The organism is Streptomyces dryopteridis, from assembly GCF_049606955.1.
Classification (GTDB): Bacteria; Actinomycetota; Actinomycetes; order Streptomycetales; family Streptomycetaceae; genus Streptomyces.
The window spans coordinates 1,773,490-1,794,860 of sequence record NZ_CP187114.1; the positions used below are offsets into that span (position 1 = coordinate 1,773,490).

Consider the following 21,371-nt stretch of genomic DNA (forward strand, 5'->3'; position numbering starts at 1 on the left):
TGGGGGGCACCGTGGAGGGATGGACATCGACAGTTCCACCTCCGCCGCCCCCGCCCGTTCCCTCGCCGGTCGTGTCGTGCTCGTCGCCGGGGCCACCCGGGGGGCCGGGCGTGCCCTCGCCGTCGAGCTCGGGCGGGCCGGCGCCACCGTGTACGTCACCGGCCGCACCACCCGTGCCCGCGTCAGCGAGGTCGGCCGTGACACCGAGACCATCGAGGGGACGGCCGACCTGGTCACCGCCGCCGGCGGGACCGGCATCGCCGTGCCCACCGATCACCTCGACGCCGAACAGGTCCGCGCCCTCGTCGCCCGGATCGACGCGGGGCACGGCCGGCTCGACGTGCTCGTCAACGACCTGTGGGGCGGCGAACACCTCCTGACCGACTCCGTGTTCGGCAAGAAGAGCTGGGAGACGCCGCTGGAGGACGGGCTGCGGATCCTGGAACTGGGCGTGCGGTCCCACGTGATCACCGCCGCCCTGCTGCTGCCCCTGCTGATCCGCTCGGACGCGCCCCTGCACGTGGAGGTGACGGACGGCACGGCCCGCTCCAATCGGCGCTACCGCGAGAACATGTACTACGACCTGGCCAAGAACGCGCCCATCCGGATGGCCTTCGGGCTCGGGGAGGAGCTCGCGGAGTACGGGGGCACGGCCGTGGCCGTCACGCCCGGGTTCCTGCGGTCCGAGCAGATGCTCGCGGGCTTCGGGGTGACGGAGGAGAACTGGCGGGACGCGATCGAGCGGGTGCCGGACTTCGCGATCGCCGAGTCCCCCTGGTACCTCGCCCGCGCGGTGGCCGCGCTCGCCGCCGACCCCGAGCGGGCCGGGCGGTGGAACGGCCGGTCGACGTCGAGCGGGGAACTGGCCCGCGTGTACGGGATCCGGGACGTGGACGGCAGCCGGCCGGACGCGTGGGCCTGGTTCGAGGAGGTCCACCACGGCGGCAGGAAGGCGCCGGTGGAGGACTACCGCTGAGGTTCCGCGCGGCCCTCCGGGGCGTAGAGCGCGGCGAGGGCGCGGGCGTGTTCGCGAAAGCGCCCGCGCAGCTCGGGCGGGGCGAGCACCTCGACCTCCGCGCCCAGTCCGACGAGCTGCGCGAACGCGACCTCCGCCGATTCGACGGGCAGGTCGAGGACGACGCGGCCGGCGGGGTCGGGGGCGGAGGCCGAGGCGAGGGCCTCGGGCAGGCCGGCGGGGTCGGCGGCGGTGGGCAACAGCCGCAGCCCGCGTGCGGTCAGGCGGACGGTGGCCGTCTCGCGCAGCAGGGCGCGGGCGAACTCGGCGGCGCGGGCCTCCCAGTGCGCGGCGAGGTCGAAGCCGGGTTCGCGGGTGAAAACCGCGTCGGGCGCGTCGGACGGGTCGAGTTCGCGGATCGTGGTGATCCGGTCGACGCGGTAGGTGCGCCACCCGGGCCCGTCGCCCCTCGCCCCGTCGTCCGGGACGCGGCACACGACGTACCAGACGCCCGCCTTCAGCACGAGGCCGTGGGGGTGCGCGGTGCGGGTGACGGTCCGGGGCGGGGCGCCGTCGCGGGCGGGGCGGGCGTAGCCGAGGGCGAGGGCGCGGTCGCCCCAGACGGCGCGGGCGAGTTCGGGCAGCACCTCGGGGGTCGCCGGTTCCCGGAACCAGGCCGGGGCGTCGAGGTGGAAGCGCCGCTCGGAGGACTCGGCCGCGGCCCGCACGGAGGGCAGCAGGGTCGCGGAGAGCTTGAGCCGGGCGGCGCCGGCCGCGTCGGACAGGCCCAGGTCGCGCAGGGCGGTGGGCAGTCCGGAGAGATAGAGGGTCTCGGCCTCGGTGGGGTGGAGGGTGGTCAGGCGGGTGCGGTGGCCGGGTGCGAGGTGGTAGCCGCCCAGGCGTCCGCGTTCGGCCCGGATCGGGATGCCGGCGTCCTGGAGGGACTGCACGTCGCGGATCACGGTGCGTTCGGACACCTCGAACTCCCGGGCCAGGGCGGCGGCGGTCAGGCCGGGGGCGGACTGGATCAGGAGGGCCATGCGGAGCAGGCGGGTGACGCGCATCCCTCCATGATCGGCCGGCCGGATTCCGCGAGCATCTTGCCTCACCTATCGAAAATCGATAGATTCCCATCGTCAAACGATGGGAGGTAGGGCTCGTGGGAAAGCTGACCGTGGGTGCGCTGCGCGCCGTGCTCGTGATGGTGCTCGCCGGCACCCTGGCACTGCAGGTCATGATGGTGTGGACCGTGGTGACGGGCGCGGATCCGGAGGACGGGACGCTCCCGCTGACCGCGATGCGCGTGCTCACCGCGCTGGGCATGGTCGCGGTGCAGGTGGTCGCGGTCTGCGTGTGGAGACTGGTGTCGATGGTGCGGCGCGGCACGGTGTTCTCGCCCGCCGCGTTCCGCTACGTGGACGGGGTGATCGGCGCCATCACGGGGGCGTCCCTGGTGTGGTTCGCGGTGACGGCCGTCAACGCGCCGGGTCAGCGCGAGGACCCGGGGGTCACCGTCATCATGGCCGGGATCGGGGTGGCCATCCTCGGGGTCGCGCTCATCGTGCTCGTGCTGCGGATGCTGCTGGCGCAGGCCGTGGCCCGCGACGGCGAGGCGCACCGGATGCGCGCCGAACTGGACGAGGTGATCTGACCCCGACCCCCTCGCGCCGCCGCCCCGGCCCGCCTTCGCCTCGCCCGCGTCACCCGGGGCATCGGGGAGAACCCTTGTCCCCGGGGGCGGACCGGCCCCGGGGCTGTCGCGGCCGGGCCGCCGCGCCTAACGTGCCGTCCGTGGACGGAACGAGCGCACACGAACGGGCCCCGTGGCCGGCCCTGGTCCGAGCGGTGGAGGCGGCCGCACGACGCACCGGCCGCGTGGTCGTGCACGGCCCCTGGGGCGCCGGCCGCACCACCCTCCTGGAGGCGGCGGCCCCGCTGCTCGCCGCGCCGGCGGGCCGCCGGATCGTGCGCGTGCACACCCAACCCGGCGACGAGCGCCTTCCGCTGCTCTCCGTCGACCCGATCCTCCGGGACGCGGCCCACGCGGCCCAAGCCGCCCACACATCCCACGCGGCCCCGCCCGCGCCCACCGTCCCGCCCGCCCCGGGCACGGACCCCGTCCGGGCCCGCCGCGCCGCCGTCGAGTTCCTGGGCGCGGGCCCCGGCAGCGTGCTGCTCCTGGACGGCGTCCAGTGGCTCGACCCCGCCGGCGCCGAACTCCTCGGCCACTGCGCCCGCGCCCTGCCCCCGGACCGGCTCGTGATCCTGGCCGCCGAACGCACCGCCGGCCGCCCCGCGCACGCCGTCCGCGTCCTGGGCGGGCACCCGCCCGTGCTGCCGCTGCTCCCCGCCGGCCCCGAGGAGATCGCCGAGCTCCTCGCGGCGGCCGGGCTGCCGGCCCGCTGGGCACCGGCCGTCACCCGCCTCACCGGCGGCCACCGGGGACTCCTCGCGCCCTGCCTGCGCGCCCTCGCCGAGACCGCGCCCCCCGGCGGCCGGCCCGGCCCCGTGCCCCAAGCGCCCACCGCCCTCGTCGCCGCCGCCGAAGCCTGGCTGGAGGAGGTGCCCGAGGAGGTCGCCGACACCCTGCGGATCGCGGCCCTCGCCCACCGCCCGGACAGCGAACTCCTGGCCCGCGCCGGCCGCGCCGAGGCCGAGGAACACCTCGCCCGCGCCCACCGCGCCGGCCTGCTCACCCACACCGACCCGCACGAACCCACCCCCCGCGCCCCCGTCCCCGCCCGGGCCCCCGCGCCCGACGCCGTCCCCGACCCCGAGGCCGACGCGGGCCCCGACCCCGTGCGCTTCGCCGCCGAGGCCGTCCGCGCCGCCCTCCTCGCGACCACCACCGGCCACGACCGCCGCCGCGCCCACGCCGCCCTCGCCGACGCCGTCCACGACCCGGTCCGCTCCGCCTGGCACCGGGCCAAGGCCCACACCGGCACCGACCGCGCCCTCGCCGAGGACACCGCCCGGGCCGCGCCCGCCGCCCGCCGCGCCGGCGACCGCCCCACCGCCGCCCGCCTGATGGCCGAGGCCGCCCGCCTCACCCCCACCGACCGCCCCGACCTGCGCCTGGAACGGCTCACCGAGACCGCCCGCGACGCGGCCGCCGCCGGCTCCGTCGCCCTCGCCCGACGCGCCGCCGAGGCGATCGCCGAGGCCGGCGGCAGCCCCGAACAACGCGTCACCGCCCTGCTGGCCACCGCCGACGCCGCCGGCCAGGACATGTCCGACACCGACCTGCTGCTCGCCGAGGCCCGCCGCGCCGCCGACGGGGACCCCGCCCTGCTCGCCGCGATCGAACTGCGCTGCGCCGTCCGCGCCAACGTCCTCACCGGCGACGCCCCCCTCGCCCTGCGGCACGCCGACACCGCCGCCGGCCTCGCCCGCCGCACCGGCGACCCCGCCCTCGAAGCCGCCGCCCTCACCATGACCGCCCGCATGCAACGCGTCCTCGGCCGCCTCGACACCGCCCCCGCCACCCTCGCCGCCGCGCTCTCCCTCGGCGTGCCCCCGCACCGCATGGGCGTCTCCAACAGCCCCCAGTACCTCGCTGCCCGGCACGCCGTGTTCGACGGCAGACCCGCCGAGGCCCGCGCCATGCTGCGAGCCCTGCTCCCGGCCGCCCGCGCCGCCGGCGACGCCGAATCCCTCGTGGACCTGTGGCGCAGCCTCGCCGAGGTCGAGGCCGGCCTCGGGGCCTGCGCCGAGGCCCTGCACTGGGCCGACGCCGCCCTCGACCTCACCCGCACCGCCGACCTGTCGCCGGGCCCCGCCCACTACACCGCCGCCCTCGCCCACGCCCACGGCGGCTCCTTCACCACCGCCCTGCACCACGCCCGGCACGGCCTCGACGCGGCCCGCGAGGAACACGACACCCTGCACATCACCCGCAACCTGTGGCTGCTGGGCGCCGTCCACCTGCACAGCGGACGCCCCCGCGAGGCCGCCGCCGCCCTCACCGACGTGATCGCCCGCGAGGACCTCACCGGCGCCCTCGACCCGGGTGTGCTGCGCTGGCAGGCCGACGCCGCCGAGGCCCTCGCCCTCGACGGCCGCACCGGACCCGCCCGCGACCTCCTCGACCGCACCCGCGAACGGGTGGCCCCCACCCCCGCCCACACCGTGGTCCGCGCCGCCCTCACCCGCGCCGCCGCCGTCGTCCTGCACGAGACCGGGGCCGCCGACGAGGCCGCCGAACTCCTCGACGACGCCGCCCACGTCTTCGCGCGCTGCGGCTACCCCGTCGAGGAGGGCCGCACCCTGCTCACCCTGGGCCGGCTGCACCGCCGGCACCGCCGCGCCGCCGCCGCCCGCACCGCCTGGGAGGCCGCCGACGCCCTGTTCGCGGCCGCCCGCGCCGAACCCTGGCAGGCCCTCACCGCCGCCCACCTGCACGGACTCTCCGGTCGGGGCGCGGCCCCCGCCCTCACCGAACGCGAACGGCGCCTGGCCCGCCTGGTGGGGGAGGGCGCCACCAACCAGGAGGCCGCCCGCGCCCTGTTCGTCTCGGTCAAGACGGTCGAGGCCACCCTCAGCCGGATCTACCGCAAGCTCGACGTCCGGGGCCGCAACCAACTCCCGCGCGCCCTCGCCGCCGCCGGCGACTGACCCGCCCGGCCCCCGCCCCGACAGCGGGCCCGCTCAACCCGCCGCGATCCGCAGCCGGGTCACCGGCCCGCCCGCCGAACGCCACGGCACCGCGCCGCCCGCGCCCGGGGTCACCGACCCCAGCACGCTCGCCCGCCGCGCCCCCGTGCACGAGGGCACCGCCCCCGGCAGCCCGTGCGCGGTGAGCCAGCCGAGCACGGCGAACGCGTACGCCTCCTTCGCCCCCGACGGCACCCCCAACTCGTCGGAGGTCCGCACCACCACCCCCGCCCCCAGCTCCTCCCGCAGCCGCCGCATCAACTCCGGATTGCGGGTGCCGCCCCCCGAGACCACCACCTCCGACGGGGAGTACGGCCGCAGCGCGTCGGCCGCCGTCCGCGCCGTCAACCGGGTCAGGGTGGCCACCACGTCGACGAGCGGCAAGGCCCCCGCCTCCGCCCCCGCCACGGCCCGCAGATAGCCCGGGTGGAACAACTCCTTGCCCGTGGTCTTCGGCGCGGGCCGCGCGTAGTACGGCTCCGCGAGCAGCCGCGCCAACAACCGCGGGCACTCCCGACCGCGCGCCGCGAGCCGCCCACCCACGTCCATCGCCGCCCCCGCCCCCGCCCCCGCCGCCGATTCCGCCGCCGTCACGGCCGCGTCGATCAGCGCGTTCGCCGGCCCCGTGTCGAAGGCCGCCGGCTCGCCCCCCGGCCCCTCCGGCACCGTCACGTTCGCGATCCCGCCCAGGTTCAACGCCACCGGCCGCCCCGACCGCCCCCGCAACCACAACAGGTCGAAGGCCGCGACCAACGGCGCGCCCTGCCCGCCCGCCGCCACGTCCCGGGTCCGGAACCCCGACACCACCGGCCGCCCGGTCCGCTCCGCGATCCAGGCCGCCTCCCCGATCTGCAAGGTGCCCCGCACCCGCCCGTCCTCCACCCAGTGGTAGACGGTCTGCCCGTGCGAGGCGATCAGATCCGCCCGCCCCGCGCACAGCTCGCGGTCGGCGCGGGCCGCGACCTCCGCGAACGCCCGCCCGATCGACGTGTCCAACCGGCAGACCGCCGCCAGGTCCGTCCGCGCCGGCGGCAGGGCCCCCGCCAACTCCGCCCGCAGCCCCGGCTCGTAGGGCACCCCGAAGGACCCCAGCGGCGACAGGGTCACCGTGTCGCCGGCCACGTCGAGATCGGCCGCCGCCGCGTCCACCGCGTCGTGGGAGGTCCCCGACATCAACCCGATCACCCGCGTCACCGACATCCCGCTCACCACGTCCTCAGATGGTCGTCCCCGCGCAGCGTCCACAACGCGCCGGCGGACAGCAGACAGGTCCCGGCCGCGTAGTACGCGGGCACCGCAGGGTCCCCCGTGCGCGCCACCAACGCCGTCACGATCAACCCCGCGCACCCCGAGAACACCGCGTTCGACACCGCGTACGCCAGCCCCAGGCCCGTCGACCGCACCCGGGTCGGGAACATCTCGGCCAACATCGCCGGCCCCGGCCCCGCCATCAACCCCACCGCCGCGCCCGCCGCGCCCAAGGCCGCCGCCCGCGCCCACCACGGCGCCTGCGGATCCCGCGTCAACGCCGACAACGGCAGGGCCAGCACGGCCACCAGCGCCGCCCCCGCCATCATCACCGGCCGCCGCCCGATCCGGTCGCTGACCGCCCCCGCCGGCAGGATCGTCGCCGCGAACCCCAGGTTCGCGAGCACGGTGGCCACCAGGGCCTGCCGGAAGGAGGCGCCCAGGGTGTGCTGGAGGTACGAGGGCAGCACCACCAGGAACGTGTACCCGGCCGCCGACCAGCCCATCACCCGCCCCACCGCCACCACCACCGCCCGCGCCCCCACCCCGCCGCCCGGCGCGTCCCCCCGGGCGGTCCCGGCCGCGCGCGCCGCGAACACCGGCGTCTCCGGAAGGCGCAACCGCGACCACAGCGCGAACACTCCCAACGGCAGCGCCGACAGGAACGCCACCCGCCACCCCCACGCCCCGAGCTGCCCCGGCGTCAACACCGAGGCGAGCAGCGCCGCCGCCCCCGCCCCCGCCAACAGCCCGAGCGCCACCGTGAACGACTGCCAGGCCCCCCACCGGCCCCGCCGCCCCGGCGGCGCGAACTCCGTCAGCACGGCCACCGCACCCCCGAACTCCCCGCCCGCCGACAGCCCCTGCACCACCCGCAGGCCCGTCAGCAGCCACGGCGCGACCGCGCCCACCTGCGCGTACGTCGGCAACAGGCCGATCAGGGCGGTGGCCCCGCTCATCAGGCACACCACCGCCACCAACGTCGGCCGCCGCCCGATCCGGTCCCCGAGCCGGCCGAACAGCACGGCCCCCAGCGGCCGGAAGAAGAACGCGAGACCGAAGGAGGCGTACGCGCGCACCAGGGCCTCCGTGGCCCCACCGCCCTCGGGGGTGAAGAAGCGTTCGGCGAGGACGGTGGCGAAGTACCCGTAGACCCCGAACTCGTACCACTCGACGAAATTGCCGACCGCCCCCGCGACCAGCGCCCGCCGCCGCGCACCACCGGCCCCGTCGGGACCGGCGGCCACCACGGGGGCGGGCGCGGGTGCGTGCATCCCCCCAGCGTGGGGGCGCGGGCCCGCCGCGACAAGCACCGTCCCCCGTTCGCGTCACCCCCGCGCCCGGCGCGGGGACGGCGCGAATCCTCCCGCGTGGGGACCGGACCGCGCGGGAAGATCGTGATCATGACAGAGACCGTCGTGGGAACCCCCGCACCGCCCCGCAAGCCCTTACGGCAACTCCTCGCCGCCTCCGTGGGCAACGCCGTCGAATGGTACGACTGGTACGCCTACACCTTCCTCGCCGCCTACCTCGCCCGCCAGGTCTTCCCGCCCGGCGCGGACAACTCCCTGGTCCCGCTGCTCTCCACCTTCGCCGTCTTCGCCGTCGGCTTCTTCATGCGGCCCGTCGGCGGGCTGCTCATGGGCGCCGTCGCCGACCGGCGCGGCCGGCGCGCCGCCCTGACCGTCACCATCCTGCTGATGGGCGGCAGCAGCCTCTTGGTCGGCCTCACCCCGACCTACGCGGCCGTCGGCGTCCTCGCCCCGATCCTCCTCGTGGCCGCCCGACTCCTCCAAGGGCTGTCCGTGGGAGGGGAGTTCGCCGCCTCCACCACCTTCCTCGTGGAATCCGCGGGCCCCGGCCGGCGCGGCCTGTTCTCCTCCTTCCAGTACGTCTCCACCTCCCTCGGGCAGCTCGCCGCCTCCGGCCTCGCCGCCCTGCTCGTGGCCCGTCTCGACGAGGACGCCATGAACGCCTGGGGCTGGCGGGTGCCGTTCCTGCTCGGCGCCCTCCTCAGCCTCGTGGGCTTCTGGATCCGACGCGGCGCCGAGGAGACCCGCGCCGACCGGGGCCCCGACACCCCGCGCCCCGGCCTCTTCGACGCGCTGCGCCAACACCCCCGCGCCTCCCTGCTGATCTGCGGCATCACCGCCGGCGGCACCCTCGCCTACTACACGTGGACGAGCTACCTGCCGACGTACGCCGAATTGGAGACCGGCATCGCCAAGGCGGACGCCCTGCTCGCGGGCACCCTGTCGCTGGCGTTCTTCACCCTGCTCCAGCCGCTCGGCGGGCTGCTCTCGGACCGCTTCGGCCGCAAACCCGCCCTGCTCTTCTTCGGCCTCGGCTCCGCCCTGCTCGTCGTGCCCCTGCTCGGCGCCCTCGACGGCTCGTTCACCTCGCTGCTGCTCGTCCAGTGCGCGGGCATGGTGCTGCTGACCGGCTTCACGTCGATCTCGGCCGCCGTCAACGCCGAGGTCTTCCCCGCCCGGGTCCGGGCGGCGGGCATCGGCTTCCCGTACTCGCTGACCGTGGCCCTGTTCGGCGGCACCGCGCCCTACGTCGGCACCCTGCTGAAGGAACTCGGCCACTCCGCCCTGTTCCCCTGGTACGTGGTCGCGCTCTGCGCGCTCTCCTCCGTCGTCTACCTGACGCTCCCGGAGACCTCGCGCGAGCCCCTCGACCGCTGAGCGCCGCCGCAGGGACGGCCGAAGGCGAAAAGGGAGGGTTCGAGAGAGGGAGGACGGGACACTCACACCTCTCCCTGCTCAAGGTATAGCCGACCGGGGGGCTTGCGGCAAGGCCCCGGGGCCGGGGCAAGATGTCCGACCTGAGCCCCCGACCTGCGTAAACGGGTCGGGGCCGGGATCTTCATGGGCAGGCGACAGTGAGGGCGGAAATGACCGAGCGGTATGTGCTGGACCTCGACGCGACGGACGGGACGCGCGGGGACCTCGTGGGCGGCAAGGCCGCGAACCTGGGCGCCCTGACCGAGATCGAGGGGGTCCGGGTCCCGGACGGCTTCTGCGTGACCACCGAGGCGTTCCGCCTGGTCACGGCGCGCACCCCGGGACTCGACGGGCTCCTCGACGCCCTGTCCGCGACCGACCCCGAGGACCGGGCCGCGCTCGCCGCGCTCGCCGCCGCGATCCGGCACGCGATCGAGGAGACCCCGCTCCCCGACGGGCTCGCCGAGGAGATCACCGACGCCACGGCCCGCCTCGGCGCGGACGCGGCCTGCGCCGTGCGCTCCAGCGCCACGGCCGAGGACCTCCCCACGGCCTCCTTCGCCGGCCAACAGGACACCTACCTGAACGTCCTCGGGCCGGCGGAGGTGCTGCGGCACGTCGGCCGCTGCTGGGCCTCCCTGTTCACCGACCGGGCCGTCGCCTACCGGGCCCGACGCGGCATCGACCACCGGGCCGTGCGCATGGCCGTGATCGTGCAGCGCATGGTGCTGCCGCACGCCTCCGGGATCCTGTTCACCGCCGACCCCGTCACCGGCGACCGCACCGTCAGCACCGTGGACGCGGGCCTCGGGCTGGGCGAGGCCATGGTCTCCGGCCTGGTCACCCCGGACGTGTACGCCGTCCGGGACGACGAGATCCGCGACCGGAGCGTCGCCGTCAAGGAACGCGCCCTGCGCGCCCTGCCTGGCGGCGGCGTGCACGAGGTCCCCGTGGACCCCGCCCTGCGCGAGCGGCCCGCGCTCACCGACGAGCAGGTGCTGGAGCTGGTCCGGCTCGGCCGCCGGATCGAGGGGGCCTTCGGCCGGCCCCAGGACATCGAGTGGTGCCTGGACGAGCAGGGCTTCCGGATCGTCCAGGCCCGCCCGATCACCACCCTCTTCCCCGTCCCCGACACCGGTGACAAGGGCCCTCGCGTGCACGTCTCGGTCGGGCACGGGCAGATGATGACCGACGCCATGAAGCCCCTGGGCCTGTCCATGTGGCGACTGACGGCCATGGTGCCGATGGTCGAGGCCGGCAGCCGCCTCTTCGTCGACGTCACCGACCGCCTCGCCGCCCCCGGCCCCCGCGCCGCGCTCCTGGACGCCATGGGCAAGGGCGACCCCCTCGTCCGGGACGCCCTGGAGACCGTCCTCGCCCGCCCCGACTTCCTGCCCCCGCTCCCGAACGCCACCCCCGCCACGGCCCCCGCCACGCCCCCGGCGCCGGCAGGCGCCGCCCCCGAGCCGCTCCCCACCGACCCGGCCGTGGTCACCGAGCTCATCGCCCGCAGCCGGGCCTCCGTCGCCGCCCTGGAACACGAGATCCGCGACAAGAGCGGCCCGGAACTCTTCACCTTCCTCCGCACGGCCTTCGAGGAACACAAGCGGGTCCTGTCCGACCCCGTCAGCATGCGGGCCATCATGGCCGGCATGGAGGCCACCTGGTGGCTCAACGACCACCTCGGGCAGTGGCTCGGCGAGAAGAACCCGGCCGACACCCTCACCCTGTCCGCGCCCGGCAACGTCACCTCCGAGATGGGCCTGGCCCTCCTCGACGTCGCGGACGTGATCCGCCCCCACGCGCAGGTCGTCGCCCACCTGCGCACCGTCCGGGACGAGGACTTCCTCGACGACGCGGCCTTCGACACGCTCCCCGGCGGACCCGAGGCCCGCGCCGCCCTGCGCGACTACCTCGACGCGTACGGGATGCGCTGCGCCGGCGAGATCGACATCACCCGCCCCCGCTGGAGCGAACGCCCCACCACCCTCCTGCCCGCCCTCCTCGACAACGTCGACCACTTCGCCCCCGGCGCCGCCGCCCGCCGCTTCGAGGACGGGCTGCGCCGCGCCCGCGAGAAGGAACAGGAGGTCCTGGCCCGGCTGCGGGAACTCCCCGACGGCGAGGCAAAGGTCGAGGAGACCCGCCGGACCGTCGAGCGGGTCCGCACCTTCATCGGCTACCGCGAGTACCCCAAGTACGGCATCGTCAGCCGCTACCTCCTCTACAAGAAGGCCCTGCTGGCGGAGGCCCTCCGGCTCGTCGGGGCCGGCGTCCTGAGCACCCCCGAGGACGCCTTCCTCCTCACCTTCGACGAGTTCCACGAGGCGTCCCGCGACCGACGCCCGGTGGACCCGGAGCTGCTGCGCGAGCGCGCGGAGACCTTCCACGTCCACGAGACCCTCGCCCCGCCGCGCGTGCTCACCTCGGACGGCGTGGCCCTCACCGGCGCCCACCGCCGTGACGACGCCCCGCCCGGGGCCCTGCTCGGCCTCGCCGTCTCCGCCGGCGCCGTCGAGGGCCGCGCCCGCGTCGTCCTCGACATGGCCCGCGCCGACCTCGAACCGGGCGACATCCTCGTCACCCCGTTCACCGACCCGAGCTGGTCACCGCTGTTCGTCGGCATCGCCGGCCTGATCACGGAGGTCGGCGGACTCATGACCCACGGCGCCGTCATCGCCCGCGAGTACGGCCTGCCCGCCGTCGTGGCCGTGGAGGGGGCCACCCGCCTGATCCCCGACGGCGCCCGCATCCGCGTCGACGGCACCAACGGCCACGTCGAGCTCCTCGGCTGACCCGAACCGCGCGACCGGGGTCAGGGGGTCCAGTGCGGGTCGCGGCCCAGGTGCCGCAGCAGCGCCGAGGCCGTGTCGTCCCCGTCCCGGGGCGGCAGGGCCGGCCCGAACGCGAACCCCCGCAACGGCTCCACGAGCTGACGCGCCGCCGGCAACAGGTCCCCGGCCAGCGAGGGGCTCAGCGGCGAGGGCCGGCCCGTGGCCCGCGCGATGTCCCAGGCGTGCACGGCCGCGTCCAGGGCGCAGGCACGGACGCCGACCGAGGCCGACACGGTGTGCGGCGGGATCGGCACGGACACCTCGCCGGCGTCCGGCGAGACCCCCGCCCACGCCTCGGCCGCCGCCTCCAGCGCCGCCGAGACCCCCGCCCCGGGGTCGTCCGTGAGCTCTCCCGAGGGATCGAAGGGGTTCTCCGAGGGGCCGGGGCCGCCGGTGAGCACGGAGGCGTAGGCCAGCTGATCGCCGGCCGCGTGCCGGACCACCTGCGCGAGGTTCCACTCCGCGCACGGGGTCGGCGCGCCCCAGCCGTCCTCCGGCACCCCGCCGACCGCGGCCCGCAGTGCTTCGTGGGCCTCGGCGAGGACCGCCCACTCGGTGTTCGAGCTCCCGGTACCGCTCATGGTCTGCCCATCCCCGTCCGAGTCGCCTTGTCAATCCCGCACAAGGGTGATCCTAGGCGGCCCGCCGGCCGCGCGCAGCCCGTCGCGCGAACCCGCCGGCCGCGAGGAGACGGGCCGGGGCGGGGCCCGGGGCGGGGCCCACGATCAGGGCAGGGCCCGGGTGAGCCACGCGACCTCGCCGTTCTCCTCCGTCGAGACCCGGTCCCGGGTGAACCCGAGCTTCTCCAGCACCCGCAACGACGGCGTGTTCCACGTGCCGACCGTCGACCACAGACGGGTGCGGCCGGTCGCCGCGGCCGCGCCCAGCACCGCGCCGGCCGCCTCCGTCGCGTACCCGCGCCCGTGCGCGTGCCGGAACAGCTCGTACGCGATCTCCGGCTCCGCCAGGCTCGCCCGGCCGATGATCAACCCGCAGTAGCCGATGGGGTCGCCCTCGGCCCGGCGCACGATCGGCAGCAGCGCGATCCCCGTGTCCTCGGTCGCCGCCAGCAGCTCCGCGATGCCCGTCCGCACCCCCTCGACCGTGCGCTCCTTGCCGTCGCCCCGTTCGTCGAGCAGGTCCCGGAACCAGGCGGCGTCCGACAGGGCCCAGGGCCGCAGCAGGAGCCGCTCGGTGTCGAGCCGGCGGGACATCGTCGCGTGGGATGACATGTCCGCCACTGTGCCGCACGGCCCCCGACCACCCGCCACGGGGGTCGGCGCGGCCGTCCTCAGGAGGCCAGCAGATGGGCCAGGGAGTCCGCCGCCCGCGTGACCACCGCCGCGTCCAACTCCCCGCCCCGGGTGACCCGGAAACCGTGCCGCCGGCCCCAGAACGCGGCGCGCACGATGTGGAACTGCGCCCAGCGCCGAACCCGCCCGGGATCGAGCTCGGCGGTGTCGGCGAACAGGTCCAGGACCCGCCGCACACCGGCCGCGGGATCGGCGAGCGGCAGGATCGACGGCACCCGCGACTTCAGCAGCGCGCCCACGTCGTAGGCGGGATCCCCCACCAACCCCTTCGGATCCACGGCCAGCCACGGCTCCCGCTCGGCGGGCAGGATGTTCCGGCCGTGCAGATCCCCGTGCACCAGCGACTCCGGCTGCTCCCGCCCCAGCTCTCGGGCGGTGGCCACGGCCGCGTCCACGGCGTACCCGCTCATGCCGTGCGACAGCTCGGCGGCGTCCGCCCGCAGCTCCCGCTCCCACCGCGCCGCCCGCGCGGACAGCCGGGGCAGCGCCGGGCCCCCCGCCGGGACCGGAACGGCGAGCCGACGGGCGAGACCGGCGGCCACCGTGACGACGGTGTCGCCGTCCGGGTGCTCGGCGAGCGTGCCGGTACCGGCGCGCTCCAGCAGCATCGCGAACGACGCGTCGTCCCGCGCGTACAACCGCACCGCCCCGTTCCCGCGCCACGCCTCGAACGCGTCGGGCTCGTGCACGTTGCCGGGGTGCGGGAACGACACCTTCAGGACGGCCGGGGACCCGTCACCGCGCCGCACCGGCACGACGAGCCCCACCCCGCCGTGGGTGACCCCGGGCCCGGGCCGCAGCTCCCACCGGGCACACAGCTCGCCCACCAGGCCCGGCAGCCCGGACAACCACGGCGCGCCGTCCGCGCCCTCCCGCGCGAGGGTGGTCCGCTCGAAGCTCTCGGGTACGTCGATCATCCGACCACCCTACGCACACCGGACACGGCCCCCGGCAACCCCGCGGGTGCCTCAGGGGAGCACCGGCGGGCCGGCCGCCACCCGGCGCATGACCGGGGCGAACCGGTCCAGGTCCGGCCCGCCCTGCACCTGCCGCTCGTCCCACCAGTCGCCCCCGGCGTCACGGATCGGCGCCACCACCTCCCCGGCCCGCTTCGGGTCCGGGGGAGTGGCGCCGCCGAACACGAACGTGAACGGCCGCTCGATCCCCGCGCGCGCCCGCTCCTCCCGCACGAAACCCACCAGCTCCCGCACCCGCGCCGGATCCGGCACGTGCCCGTGCCGCGCCGTGTCGAACAGCGGCACCGCGCCGTCCCAACGCGCGGCCCGCCGCATGGGCGGCCGGTGCGGCCAGAACCCGCCGATCCACACGGGCGGACCCGGCCGCTGCACGGGGGTCGGCAGCAGGGTCACGTCACGGACCTCGTGATGCCGGCCGTGATGCGTCACCGGACCGCCGGACCAGAACCGCGACAACAACTCCAGCCCCTCGTCGAGCCGTTCACCCAGCACGCGCGGCTCGGAGCGGTCCCCGAAGCTCCGGTACTCGTCCTCCAGGGGCCCGCCCAGACCGGCGGCGAACACGACCCGACCCCCACTGAGCCGGTCGAGCCCGGACACGTGCCGGGCGAGCTGCTCGGGCCGGTACCGGGGGACCGGGGTCAACAGGGCGCCCAGCCGGATCCGCGAGGTCGCGAGCGCCGCCGCCGTCAACAACATCCAGGGATCGGCGAACGGCCGCCCCTGGTGCGCGCGGTGCACCACGTGGTCCCACACGAACAGCCCGTCCCACCCGGCCTCTTCGACGGCCACGGCCAAGGCCGCGACCCGCCGGGGGTCGGCGAAGTCTCCGAAATTGGGAATGTTCACCGAGAATCGCATACCCGGCAGCATGCGGGACCGCATCGCCCCCGACAACAGCCGCACGCGGGGGGCGGGTTCACGCCACCATCGCGCGGGCCCGGGGCACCGAGGACGCGGGCCGCCCGCGCCCCGACCACGCGGGGTCGGGGCGCCGGGAACGCCCCGGCCGCGCCCCGACACGCCACCGCCCCCACCGGCCCGGCGGCCGACGCCGGCATGAGGCGCCCGCCCCCCGCCGACACCCGCCGATCCCCGCCGACATCGGGGGCCGCCCGGGCGGGCCGACCCCACGATCGGCATCGGCGGTGGCCTCCCGTGTGACGGGGCGTACGCCGGTGGAACCAGGAATCCCGCTTGCGGGAGTGGCATCGGCGGGGCTCGCGGCGTGGCCGGTGTCCCCCGGGGACGCCGATCACGAGAATCCCCACACCACCCCTTTCACGCCCCTCGAAAGCCCGCCGCGCGCCCCGTCATCGCACCGCTCGTTCCCGTACCCCTCCCGACCGGAAGGCGACCGATGCACGACAGCCCTGCCCCCCGCCCGGCGCCCTCCCGACACCGACACCGATACCGACAGCACCGCCGAACGGGACGGGCGAACCGGACCGGGGCCGGCCGGAACCGGCCCCTCGCCCTCCTGATCGCGGCGACCCTCCTCCTGTGGGCGTTCACGAGCGGCCACCCGGGCGCGGCCGTCGGCGCCGCCGCGCCGCCACCCCGCCCGCCGACCGCCGGCAAGCGCCTGGTGTTCGCCGAGGACTTCACCAAGCCCGCGTGGGGCCGCCGCTGGCGGACGGACCGCTCCGGTGCCTACCGGTACGGCACGCACAACCCGGCCGACGACAAACTCGACTGGCTCGACTCCCGCGCCATCACCCTCGACAAGGGCACGGCCACACTGACCGCCACCCCGAACGGCCCCCGCCTGCGCGACGGCCGCCGCACCTGGCGCACCGCGCTGATGACCACCGAGGGCAGCCGCGAGGGCTTCCGCGTACGGGTCGGCGACTACATCGAGACGCGGGTGGTCCTGCCCGCCGACCGAGGCGCCTGGCCGGGCCTGTGGACCTGGCGCGACGGGGGCAACGAGGTCGACGTGTTCGAATACCACGCGGACGCGCCGGGCATCCTGGAGTTCGCCAACCAGGTCCGCCCCTCCGGCACCCGCCACTCCGCGCCGGCGGCCGTCGCGCCCGGCCGGCCCCTGACGGTGGGCCTGCTGCTCGGCTCACGGAGCAACACCTGGTACGTGGGCGGCAGACGGGTCTACGAGGACCGGTCCGGGGTGGGCGCGGGCTGGTCCGCGTACCTCGTCCTGAACCTCTCGGTCTCGGCCGGCCGCCACCACCCCGCCCCACGCGGCACCCGCCCCCTGCGCATGTCCGTCGCCCACGTCCACGTCTGGCGCCCACACTGACACCCCACGTCGCGCACCGAACCCCGAGCCCCACGACCCCCGACCCGGCCCGAGGACGGCAAGGGACCCGCACCCCCGCCCCCTCCCCGCCGCCACCGGGAGACGCCTTTGACCTGCCCGCCGCCGGCAGGCGGCCACCCCGGCCCCACACCCGCCCGCACCCGGCACGCTCGCGGCCGGACCCCCGACATCTCCCGCTCACCCGCCCGCCGGATGCCCGGTCTCACCCCAACGGCACAGCTCCCACACCCCACCGGACGCAACCCCGCCGGGCCCCGCCCCGGCCGAGGGCCGCCACAGCGAGACGGAAGCGTTCGGGACCGCCGTCACCTCGGGAGCAGACCACAAGGTCCACCGGCCCGTCCTCCCTCGCGAACCACCGTCCGAGCCCCCGGGCCTGTGCCACGCCGAGCTCGGACAGCGGCACGTCACGGTCGAGACCGGTCGGGACCGCCGTCGACCCGGTGCGTTCGGCCTCGGCGAAGGCCGCGTTCGCCGTGCTCTGCCCGTGCCGGACCGCCCACACCGCCACCGGCCCCCACGCCTCCCTCATACCCCCGGCACCTCCGCTCTCGGCCGTGCGGTCGAAGGGAGGTCACTCGACGAAGACCTTCACGAGGTCGGAGGCCCCTTCGTTCCGGTTGACGCCCACGAAGAACTCGCCCCCGATGTGGGTGACGTCCTCGATCTCGTCCTCCAGGTTCTTCCCCGGAATCCCGATGTCGCTCTCCACGTCACCTCCGGACCAGTTGTACTGGTACACCCAGTTCCACCCGTCGGCGGGTGTGGAGGTGTTGATGGACTTGGTGTTCCAGATGTAGTTCTCGGAGCAGTCGATGCCCTGGTCGGAACGATTGTCGTGACTCGTCAGATTGCTCTTCACCAGGGTCCATCCGCTCGTCAGCGAACCGGAACCGGGGTGGGTCCACAGACTGCCCGCGCGGCGGGCGGCGAATTTGCCGGCGCCGTCGGCCGCCGTCGCGCTGTAGCAGAAACCGCTGATGTTGCCGATGGGCAGACGGACCACCTCGGTCGCGCCGACGGATCCCGACGCGTCCAGGCGAACGACCGCCACGTTGGCGCTCGGGAAGGCCGATTGGCTTCCCTGGGTGGCGATCAGGGCGGGGCCCTCGCCCCGGTAGTCCGGGTGGTAGGCGAGGTCGTTTCCGTGGCCGAGCGCGGGTATGGAGGTCGGCGCCCCGGCGCAGGTCCAGCTGGTGCCGTCCCAGGCCGAGCCGTCCCGCGACCACGTGGACAGGACCGGCTCTTCGCCGCCCGCCTTGGTGAACACGATGTACAGCCGGCCCCCCGGCCCCGCGACCATGCCCTGCATGACGGTGCGACCGGCCCTGCACGGGCTGCTGTTCGGGATGTCGAGCCGTACCGCCCCGCTCCGGTCCGTGGCCGCGTGGGCGGACGTCGTCGCGGCGCCGGAGACCCCGGTCGCGAGCGCGAGTGTGAAAGCGAAGCTCAGCAGTTTCCTCATGCGGTTCCTCCCCCGTCGTGGACAAGGGGGGAGGCTAACACCGGGCGCGCGCGCTGCCGACGGTGTGGCGACAACTCGGCCGAAGAGCGCCGGTTGTGAGGTCTCGTCAGTTCGGCAGACCTTTCGTTTCAACTGAACGGTTCCTTCGAAAACGTTCGATGGACCTGAGGGGTGCGGGGCTGCGAGATTGATGGGGCCGGGCCGTTCGGTCCGCTCCCTTCCGTCGCGAAAGGTGCCCCGCATGTCCGTTACCCCCGCCCCCACCCCCGCCGCCGCTTCCGTCCCCGTCCCCGACGACGCCTTCGCCGCGCCCTACGTCTCCGGCGACCCCTACGCCGACTACCGGCACGGGGAGTTCGCCTTCGCCCGTCTCACCGACCTCGCCGACCGTCGGCTCGGCGGCGCCGTCCTCGCCGCCGAGGACGAGTTCTTCGGCGAGCGCGAGAACCTCCTGTCCCGCGAGCCCGCCGTCTTCGACGTCCACGCCTACGGCCACAAGGGCAAGGTCATGGACGGGTGGGAGACCCGCCGGCGGCGCGGCCGCGACGCCCGGCACCCGTTCCCCGAGGCCGGTGACCACGACTGGGCGCTGGTCCGGCTCGGGGTCCCCGGCGTCATCCGGGGGATCGTCGTGGACACCGCCCACTTCCGGGGCAACTTCCCGCAGCGGGTGAGCATCCGGGCCGCCGAGGTGGAGGGCACCCCGTCCGAGGCCGAGTTGGCCCGGGACAGCGTGCACTGGGAGGAGATCCTGCCCGAGACCCCGGTGCGCGGCCACGCCGCCAACGGCTTCGCCATCGCGTCCGGACGCCGCTGGACCCACCTGCGCGTGGCCCAGCACCCCGACGGCGGGATCGCCCGCCTGCGCGTGCACGGCGAGGTGCTGCCCGACCCCGCCTGGCTCGACCTCCTCGGCACCGTGGACGTGGTGTGCGTGATCAACGGGGGCAGCGTCGAGGACGCCTCCGACGGGTTCTACTCCTCGCCCGGCAACACGATCATGCCCGGGATCTCCCTGAAGCAGGACGACGGTTGGGAGACGCGGCGCCGACGCGACCGGGGCCACGACTGGATCGTCTACCGTCTTGCCGCGCACAGCGAGATACGGGCCGTCGAGATCGACACCGCGAACCTGAAGGGCAACGCGGCCGGCTGGGCCTCCCTCTCGGTCAAGGACGGCCCGGAGGGCCCGTGGCGCGAGGTCCTGCCGGCCGTGCCGCTGCGGCCCGACACCCTGCACCGCCTGCCCCTGCCGGCGCCGGCCACCGGCACCCACGCCCGGTTGGACGTGTTCCCGGACGGGGGCCTGGCCCGGCTGCGCCTGCACGGCTCCCTGACCCCGACCGGCCGCGCGGACCTCCTCGCCCGCACCACCGCCGCCCGCACGGCCTGAGCTCGCCGGCCGGGTCAGGGCCGGGTCAGGGGCGGCGGCCGGCGAGGGCGGTGCGGGCGCTGAGGGCGAGGGCCGCGGCCGCCGCGAGGACCGCCAGGATCCGTACGACGCCCCAGGTGTCGATGGTGAGCGCGCCGTCGAGTTCGGGGTTCCCGGGCAGGCGGACGCTCATGTCCACGACCGCCGTGAGCGGCACCGCCAGGAGCAGCAGCCGCGTGTGCGGCCGGGGGACGCGGGCGAGGGCGCCGGCCGCGCCGAGGAGCGGGCCGAAGACGAGCGCCGCGATCCACCACACCACCATGTGCCCGAGGAGGTTCCCCCAGTCGATCGGCCACGTGGACGTGTCGACCGGTCCGGGGAGCTCGGGCGAGAACCGCCGGTAGTCGCCCTGGCCGAGCTTGACGAGGTAGTACGCGGCCACCGCGACCACCAGTGAGGCCGGCGCCGCCCACGCGGCCCGGCGCCAGGAGCGGCACGCCCATCCGACGGCGAACGCGAGCGCCGCCCAGGACCAGCCGGCGCTCGTCACGAGATGCACCACGTGCCCGACCGGCCCGCCCACCGTCTCGCGTCCGCCGTCGGCCGCCTCCCTGGTCAGCAGGGGGCCCAGGACACCCAGCACCAGGCCCGCCGACAGCGCGCCGGCGAGCGTCCTCCCCGAGAGGCTCATGATCGATTTCATGGCCCGCATCCTGCCCCCGCACCCGTCCGGAGCACCACCCCCGGGCGCCGGCCGATCGGGATCAGCCGAGGCGAAGGCGCAGTTCGTACCGGTCCGCCCGGTACACCTCGCGGCTCCAGGCCAGCGGGGTCACGTCGTCGCCGAGGAAGGAGAGCCGGGTGGCCCGCAGGACGGCGGCCGGCGGGGTCAGGTCGAGCAGGGTCGCCTCGTCGGGGTCGGCGAGCGCGGCGCGGGCGGTGTACTGGGCGGCGGCGGCCGGGTGCTCGCGTTCGCGGAGCAGACCGAAGAGGGAGGCGGTCGCGAAGTCCTCGTCGACCAGCCCGGAGGCGAGTTCCTCGGGCACGAGGTCGTGGGTGACGCAGATCGGCAGCCCGTCGAGGAAGCGGACGCGGCGCAGTTCGAAGACCGGGGTGCCGGTGGGGATTCGGAGCTGTTCGGCCTCCTCCGAGTCCGAGGGGCGCACCCGCCGGGTCAGGGTGTTCGCCGTGACGGCGAAGCCCATGGCGCGGTTCACGTCGCTGAACCCGGTGCTCCCCTCGGGGGAGTGGGTGAAGGCCACGGGCCGCACCCGCCAGCCCCGGCGCGCGGAGGACTCGATGAGCCCCTGGTCCTGGAGTTCGCCCAGGGCGCGGCGCAGGGTGACGCGGCTGACGCCGAGCCGTTCGGCGAGGAAGCGTTCGGAGGGCAGCCGGCGGCCCGCCGGCAGGGCGCCGGTGGAGATCGCCCGTCCCAGGGCGTCCCTGGTCAGGATGTAGGGCGGGTGTGATCCGTCCTGGACCACGGGGGCGAGGTCGGGGGTCGCCGACACGTGAGCGGCTCCTTCGGCGGCGCGGGTGCGAGG

Annotated in this window: 18 protein-coding genes; 7 read left to right on the top strand and 11 right to left on the bottom strand. The window is 76.0% G+C overall.

Going from position 1 to position 21,371, the window contains the following annotated elements; all coding sequences use genetic code 11:
• Window positions 1-19 precede the first annotated feature (19 nt).
• The gene (locus ACN20G_RS34460; protein WP_424217190.1) at window positions 20-976 is read left to right on the top strand and encodes an SDR family oxidoreductase; all 957 of its coding nucleotides are present in this window, start codon (window positions 20-22) and stop codon (window positions 974-976) included.
• Here the strand turns inward: ACN20G_RS34460 and ACN20G_RS34465 are convergent.
• Entirely contained in the window at window positions 967-2,019 is a 1,053-nt protein-coding gene (locus tag ACN20G_RS34465; RefSeq protein ID WP_424217191.1) for a helix-turn-helix transcriptional regulator, read from the bottom strand. The genes ACN20G_RS34460 and ACN20G_RS34465 overlap by 10 nt on opposite strands.
• A 95-nt stretch (window positions 2,020-2,114) precedes the next feature.
• Here ACN20G_RS34465 and ACN20G_RS34470 point away from each other — a divergent pair, with 95 nt between their 5' ends.
• On the top strand, window positions 2,115-2,606 hold the full coding sequence (locus ACN20G_RS34470) for a DUF2975 domain-containing protein (protein WP_424217192.1): 492 nt from the start codon (window positions 2,115-2,117) through the stop codon (window positions 2,604-2,606).
• A 140-nt stretch (window positions 2,607-2,746) separates the two neighbouring features.
• On the top strand, window positions 2,747-5,569 hold the full coding sequence (locus ACN20G_RS34475; RefSeq protein ID WP_424217193.1) for an AAA family ATPase: 2,823 nt from the start codon (window positions 2,747-2,749) through the stop codon (window positions 5,567-5,569).
• Window positions 5,570-5,602: 33 nt separating this feature from the next.
• Here the strand turns inward: ACN20G_RS34475 and ACN20G_RS34480 are convergent, their stop codons facing one another.
• Window positions 5,603-6,808, bottom strand: a complete 1,206-nt coding sequence (locus tag ACN20G_RS34480; protein WP_424217194.1) for an anhydro-N-acetylmuramic acid kinase — start codon at window positions 6,806-6,808, stop codon at window positions 5,603-5,605.
• 5 nt (window positions 6,809-6,813) lie between these two features.
• Entirely contained in the window at window positions 6,814-8,130 is a 1,317-nt protein-coding gene (locus ACN20G_RS34485) for an MFS transporter (protein ID WP_424217195.1), read from the bottom strand.
• Between the two features lie 129 nt (window positions 8,131-8,259).
• Between ACN20G_RS34485 and ACN20G_RS34490 the strand changes: the two genes are divergently transcribed.
• Both ACN20G_RS34490 and rph read left to right on the top strand, forming a co-directional pair.
• The gene (locus ACN20G_RS34490; RefSeq protein WP_424217196.1) at window positions 8,260-9,546 is read left to right on the top strand and encodes an MFS transporter; all 1,287 of its coding nucleotides are present in this window, start codon (window positions 8,260-8,262) and stop codon (window positions 9,544-9,546) included.
• A 209-nt stretch (window positions 9,547-9,755) separates the two neighbouring features.
• A complete protein-coding gene (gene rph, locus ACN20G_RS34495; RefSeq protein WP_424217197.1) occupies window positions 9,756-12,380 on the top strand; it encodes a rifamycin-inactivating phosphotransferase in 2,625 nt (874 codons plus the stop codon).
• A gap of 20 nt (window positions 12,381-12,400) precedes the next feature.
• On the opposite strand, the gene ACN20G_RS34500 is transcribed toward rph, so the two are convergent.
• The 4 genes from ACN20G_RS34500 to ACN20G_RS34515 form a co-directional block, all read right to left on the bottom strand.
• A complete protein-coding gene (locus tag ACN20G_RS34500) occupies window positions 12,401-13,000 on the bottom strand; it encodes a TIGR03086 family metal-binding protein (RefSeq protein WP_424217198.1) in 600 nt (199 codons plus the stop codon).
• A 144-nt stretch (window positions 13,001-13,144) separates the two neighbouring features.
• A complete protein-coding gene (locus ACN20G_RS34505) occupies window positions 13,145-13,651 on the bottom strand; it encodes a GNAT family N-acetyltransferase (RefSeq protein WP_424217199.1) in 507 nt (168 codons plus the stop codon).
• Window positions 13,652-13,710: 59 nt separating this feature from the next.
• Complete coding sequence (locus ACN20G_RS34510; protein ID WP_424217200.1) at window positions 13,711-14,649, bottom strand: aminoglycoside phosphotransferase family protein; 939 nt, start codon at window positions 14,647-14,649, stop codon at window positions 13,711-13,713.
• A 51-nt stretch (window positions 14,650-14,700) separates the two neighbouring features.
• Window positions 14,701-15,570 (bottom strand): LLM class flavin-dependent oxidoreductase, encoded by an 870-nt coding sequence (locus ACN20G_RS34515; RefSeq protein ID WP_424217201.1) that lies wholly within the window; start codon window positions 15,568-15,570, stop codon window positions 14,701-14,703.
• Between the two features lie 499 nt (window positions 15,571-16,069).
• On the opposite strand from ACN20G_RS34515, the gene ACN20G_RS34520 reads away from it, so the two are divergent.
• Entirely contained in the window at window positions 16,070-16,969 is a 900-nt protein-coding gene (locus ACN20G_RS34520; RefSeq protein WP_424217202.1) for a beta-glucanase, read from the top strand.
• Window positions 16,970-17,192: 223 nt separating this feature from the next.
• Here ACN20G_RS34520 and ACN20G_RS34525 read toward each other — a convergent pair whose 3' ends face one another.
• Together ACN20G_RS34525 and ACN20G_RS34530 are read right to left on the bottom strand one after the other, a co-directional pair.
• The gene (locus ACN20G_RS34525) at window positions 17,193-17,522 is read right to left on the bottom strand and encodes a phosphoglycerate mutase family protein (protein WP_424217203.1); all 330 of its coding nucleotides are present in this window, start codon (window positions 17,520-17,522) and stop codon (window positions 17,193-17,195) included.
• Window positions 17,523-17,564: 42 nt separating this feature from the next.
• On the bottom strand, window positions 17,565-18,455 hold the full coding sequence (locus ACN20G_RS34530; RefSeq protein WP_424217204.1) for a hypothetical protein: 891 nt from the start codon (window positions 18,453-18,455) through the stop codon (window positions 17,565-17,567).
• A 241-nt stretch (window positions 18,456-18,696) separates the two neighbouring features.
• Between ACN20G_RS34530 and alc the strand changes: the two genes are divergently transcribed.
• Window positions 18,697-19,848, top strand: coding sequence for an allantoicase (alc, locus tag ACN20G_RS34535; protein ID WP_424217205.1), 1,152 nt, complete (start codon window positions 18,697-18,699; stop codon window positions 19,846-19,848).
• A gap of 25 nt (window positions 19,849-19,873) precedes the next feature.
• Here alc and ACN20G_RS34540 read toward each other — a convergent pair whose 3' ends face one another.
• Window positions 19,874-20,530, bottom strand: coding sequence for a hypothetical protein (locus ACN20G_RS34540; RefSeq protein WP_424217206.1), 657 nt, complete (start codon window positions 20,528-20,530; stop codon window positions 19,874-19,876).
• A gap of 61 nt (window positions 20,531-20,591) precedes the next feature.
• Window positions 20,592-21,338, bottom strand: coding sequence for a GntR family transcriptional regulator (locus ACN20G_RS34545; RefSeq protein ID WP_424217207.1), 747 nt, complete (start codon window positions 21,336-21,338; stop codon window positions 20,592-20,594).
• Between the last annotated feature and the right edge of the window lie 33 nt (window positions 21,339-21,371).

Excerpts from the sequence above, each read along its gene's own strand:
- ACN20G_RS34515 (WP_424217201.1), bottom strand. The coding sequence starts at position 15,570 with ATGCGATTCTCGGTGAACATTCCCAATTTCGGAGACTTCGCCGACCCC.
- ACN20G_RS34525 (WP_424217203.1), bottom strand. The coding sequence starts at position 17,522 with ATGAGGGAGGCGTGGGGGCCGGTGGCGGTGTGGGCGGTCCGGCACGGG.
- ACN20G_RS34500 (WP_424217198.1), bottom strand. The coding sequence starts at position 13,000 with ATGAGCGGTACCGGGAGCTCGAACACCGAGTGGGCGGTCCTCGCCGAG.
- ACN20G_RS34505 (WP_424217199.1), bottom strand. The coding sequence starts at position 13,651 with ATGTCATCCCACGCGACGATGTCCCGCCGGCTCGACACCGAGCGGCTC.
- ACN20G_RS34510 (WP_424217200.1), bottom strand. The coding sequence starts at position 14,649 with ATGATCGACGTACCCGAGAGCTTCGAGCGGACCACCCTCGCGCGGGAG.
- ACN20G_RS34540 (WP_424217206.1), bottom strand. The coding sequence starts at position 20,530 with ATGAAATCGATCATGAGCCTCTCGGGGAGGACGCTCGCCGGCGCGCTG.
- ACN20G_RS34465 (WP_424217191.1), bottom strand. The coding sequence starts at position 2,019 with ATGCGCGTCACCCGCCTGCTCCGCATGGCCCTCCTGATCCAGTCCGCC.
- ACN20G_RS34530 (WP_424217204.1), bottom strand. The coding sequence starts at position 18,455 with ATGAGGAAACTGCTGAGCTTCGCTTTCACACTCGCGCTCGCGACCGGG.
- alc (WP_424217205.1), top strand. The coding sequence starts at position 18,697 with ATGTCCGTTACCCCCGCCCCCACCCCCGCCGCCGCTTCCGTCCCCGTC.
- ACN20G_RS34485 (WP_424217195.1), bottom strand. The coding sequence starts at position 8,130 with ATGCACGCACCCGCGCCCGCCCCCGTGGTGGCCGCCGGTCCCGACGGG.
- rph (WP_424217197.1), top strand. The coding sequence starts at position 9,756 with ATGACCGAGCGGTATGTGCTGGACCTCGACGCGACGGACGGGACGCGC.
- ACN20G_RS34520 (WP_424217202.1), top strand. The coding sequence starts at position 16,070 with ATGCACGACAGCCCTGCCCCCCGCCCGGCGCCCTCCCGACACCGACAC.
- ACN20G_RS34460 (WP_424217190.1), top strand. The coding sequence starts at position 20 with ATGGACATCGACAGTTCCACCTCCGCCGCCCCCGCCCGTTCCCTCGCC.
- ACN20G_RS34480 (WP_424217194.1), bottom strand. The coding sequence starts at position 6,808 with ATGTCGGTGACGCGGGTGATCGGGTTGATGTCGGGGACCTCCCACGAC.
- ACN20G_RS34490 (WP_424217196.1), top strand. The coding sequence starts at position 8,260 with ATGACAGAGACCGTCGTGGGAACCCCCGCACCGCCCCGCAAGCCCTTA.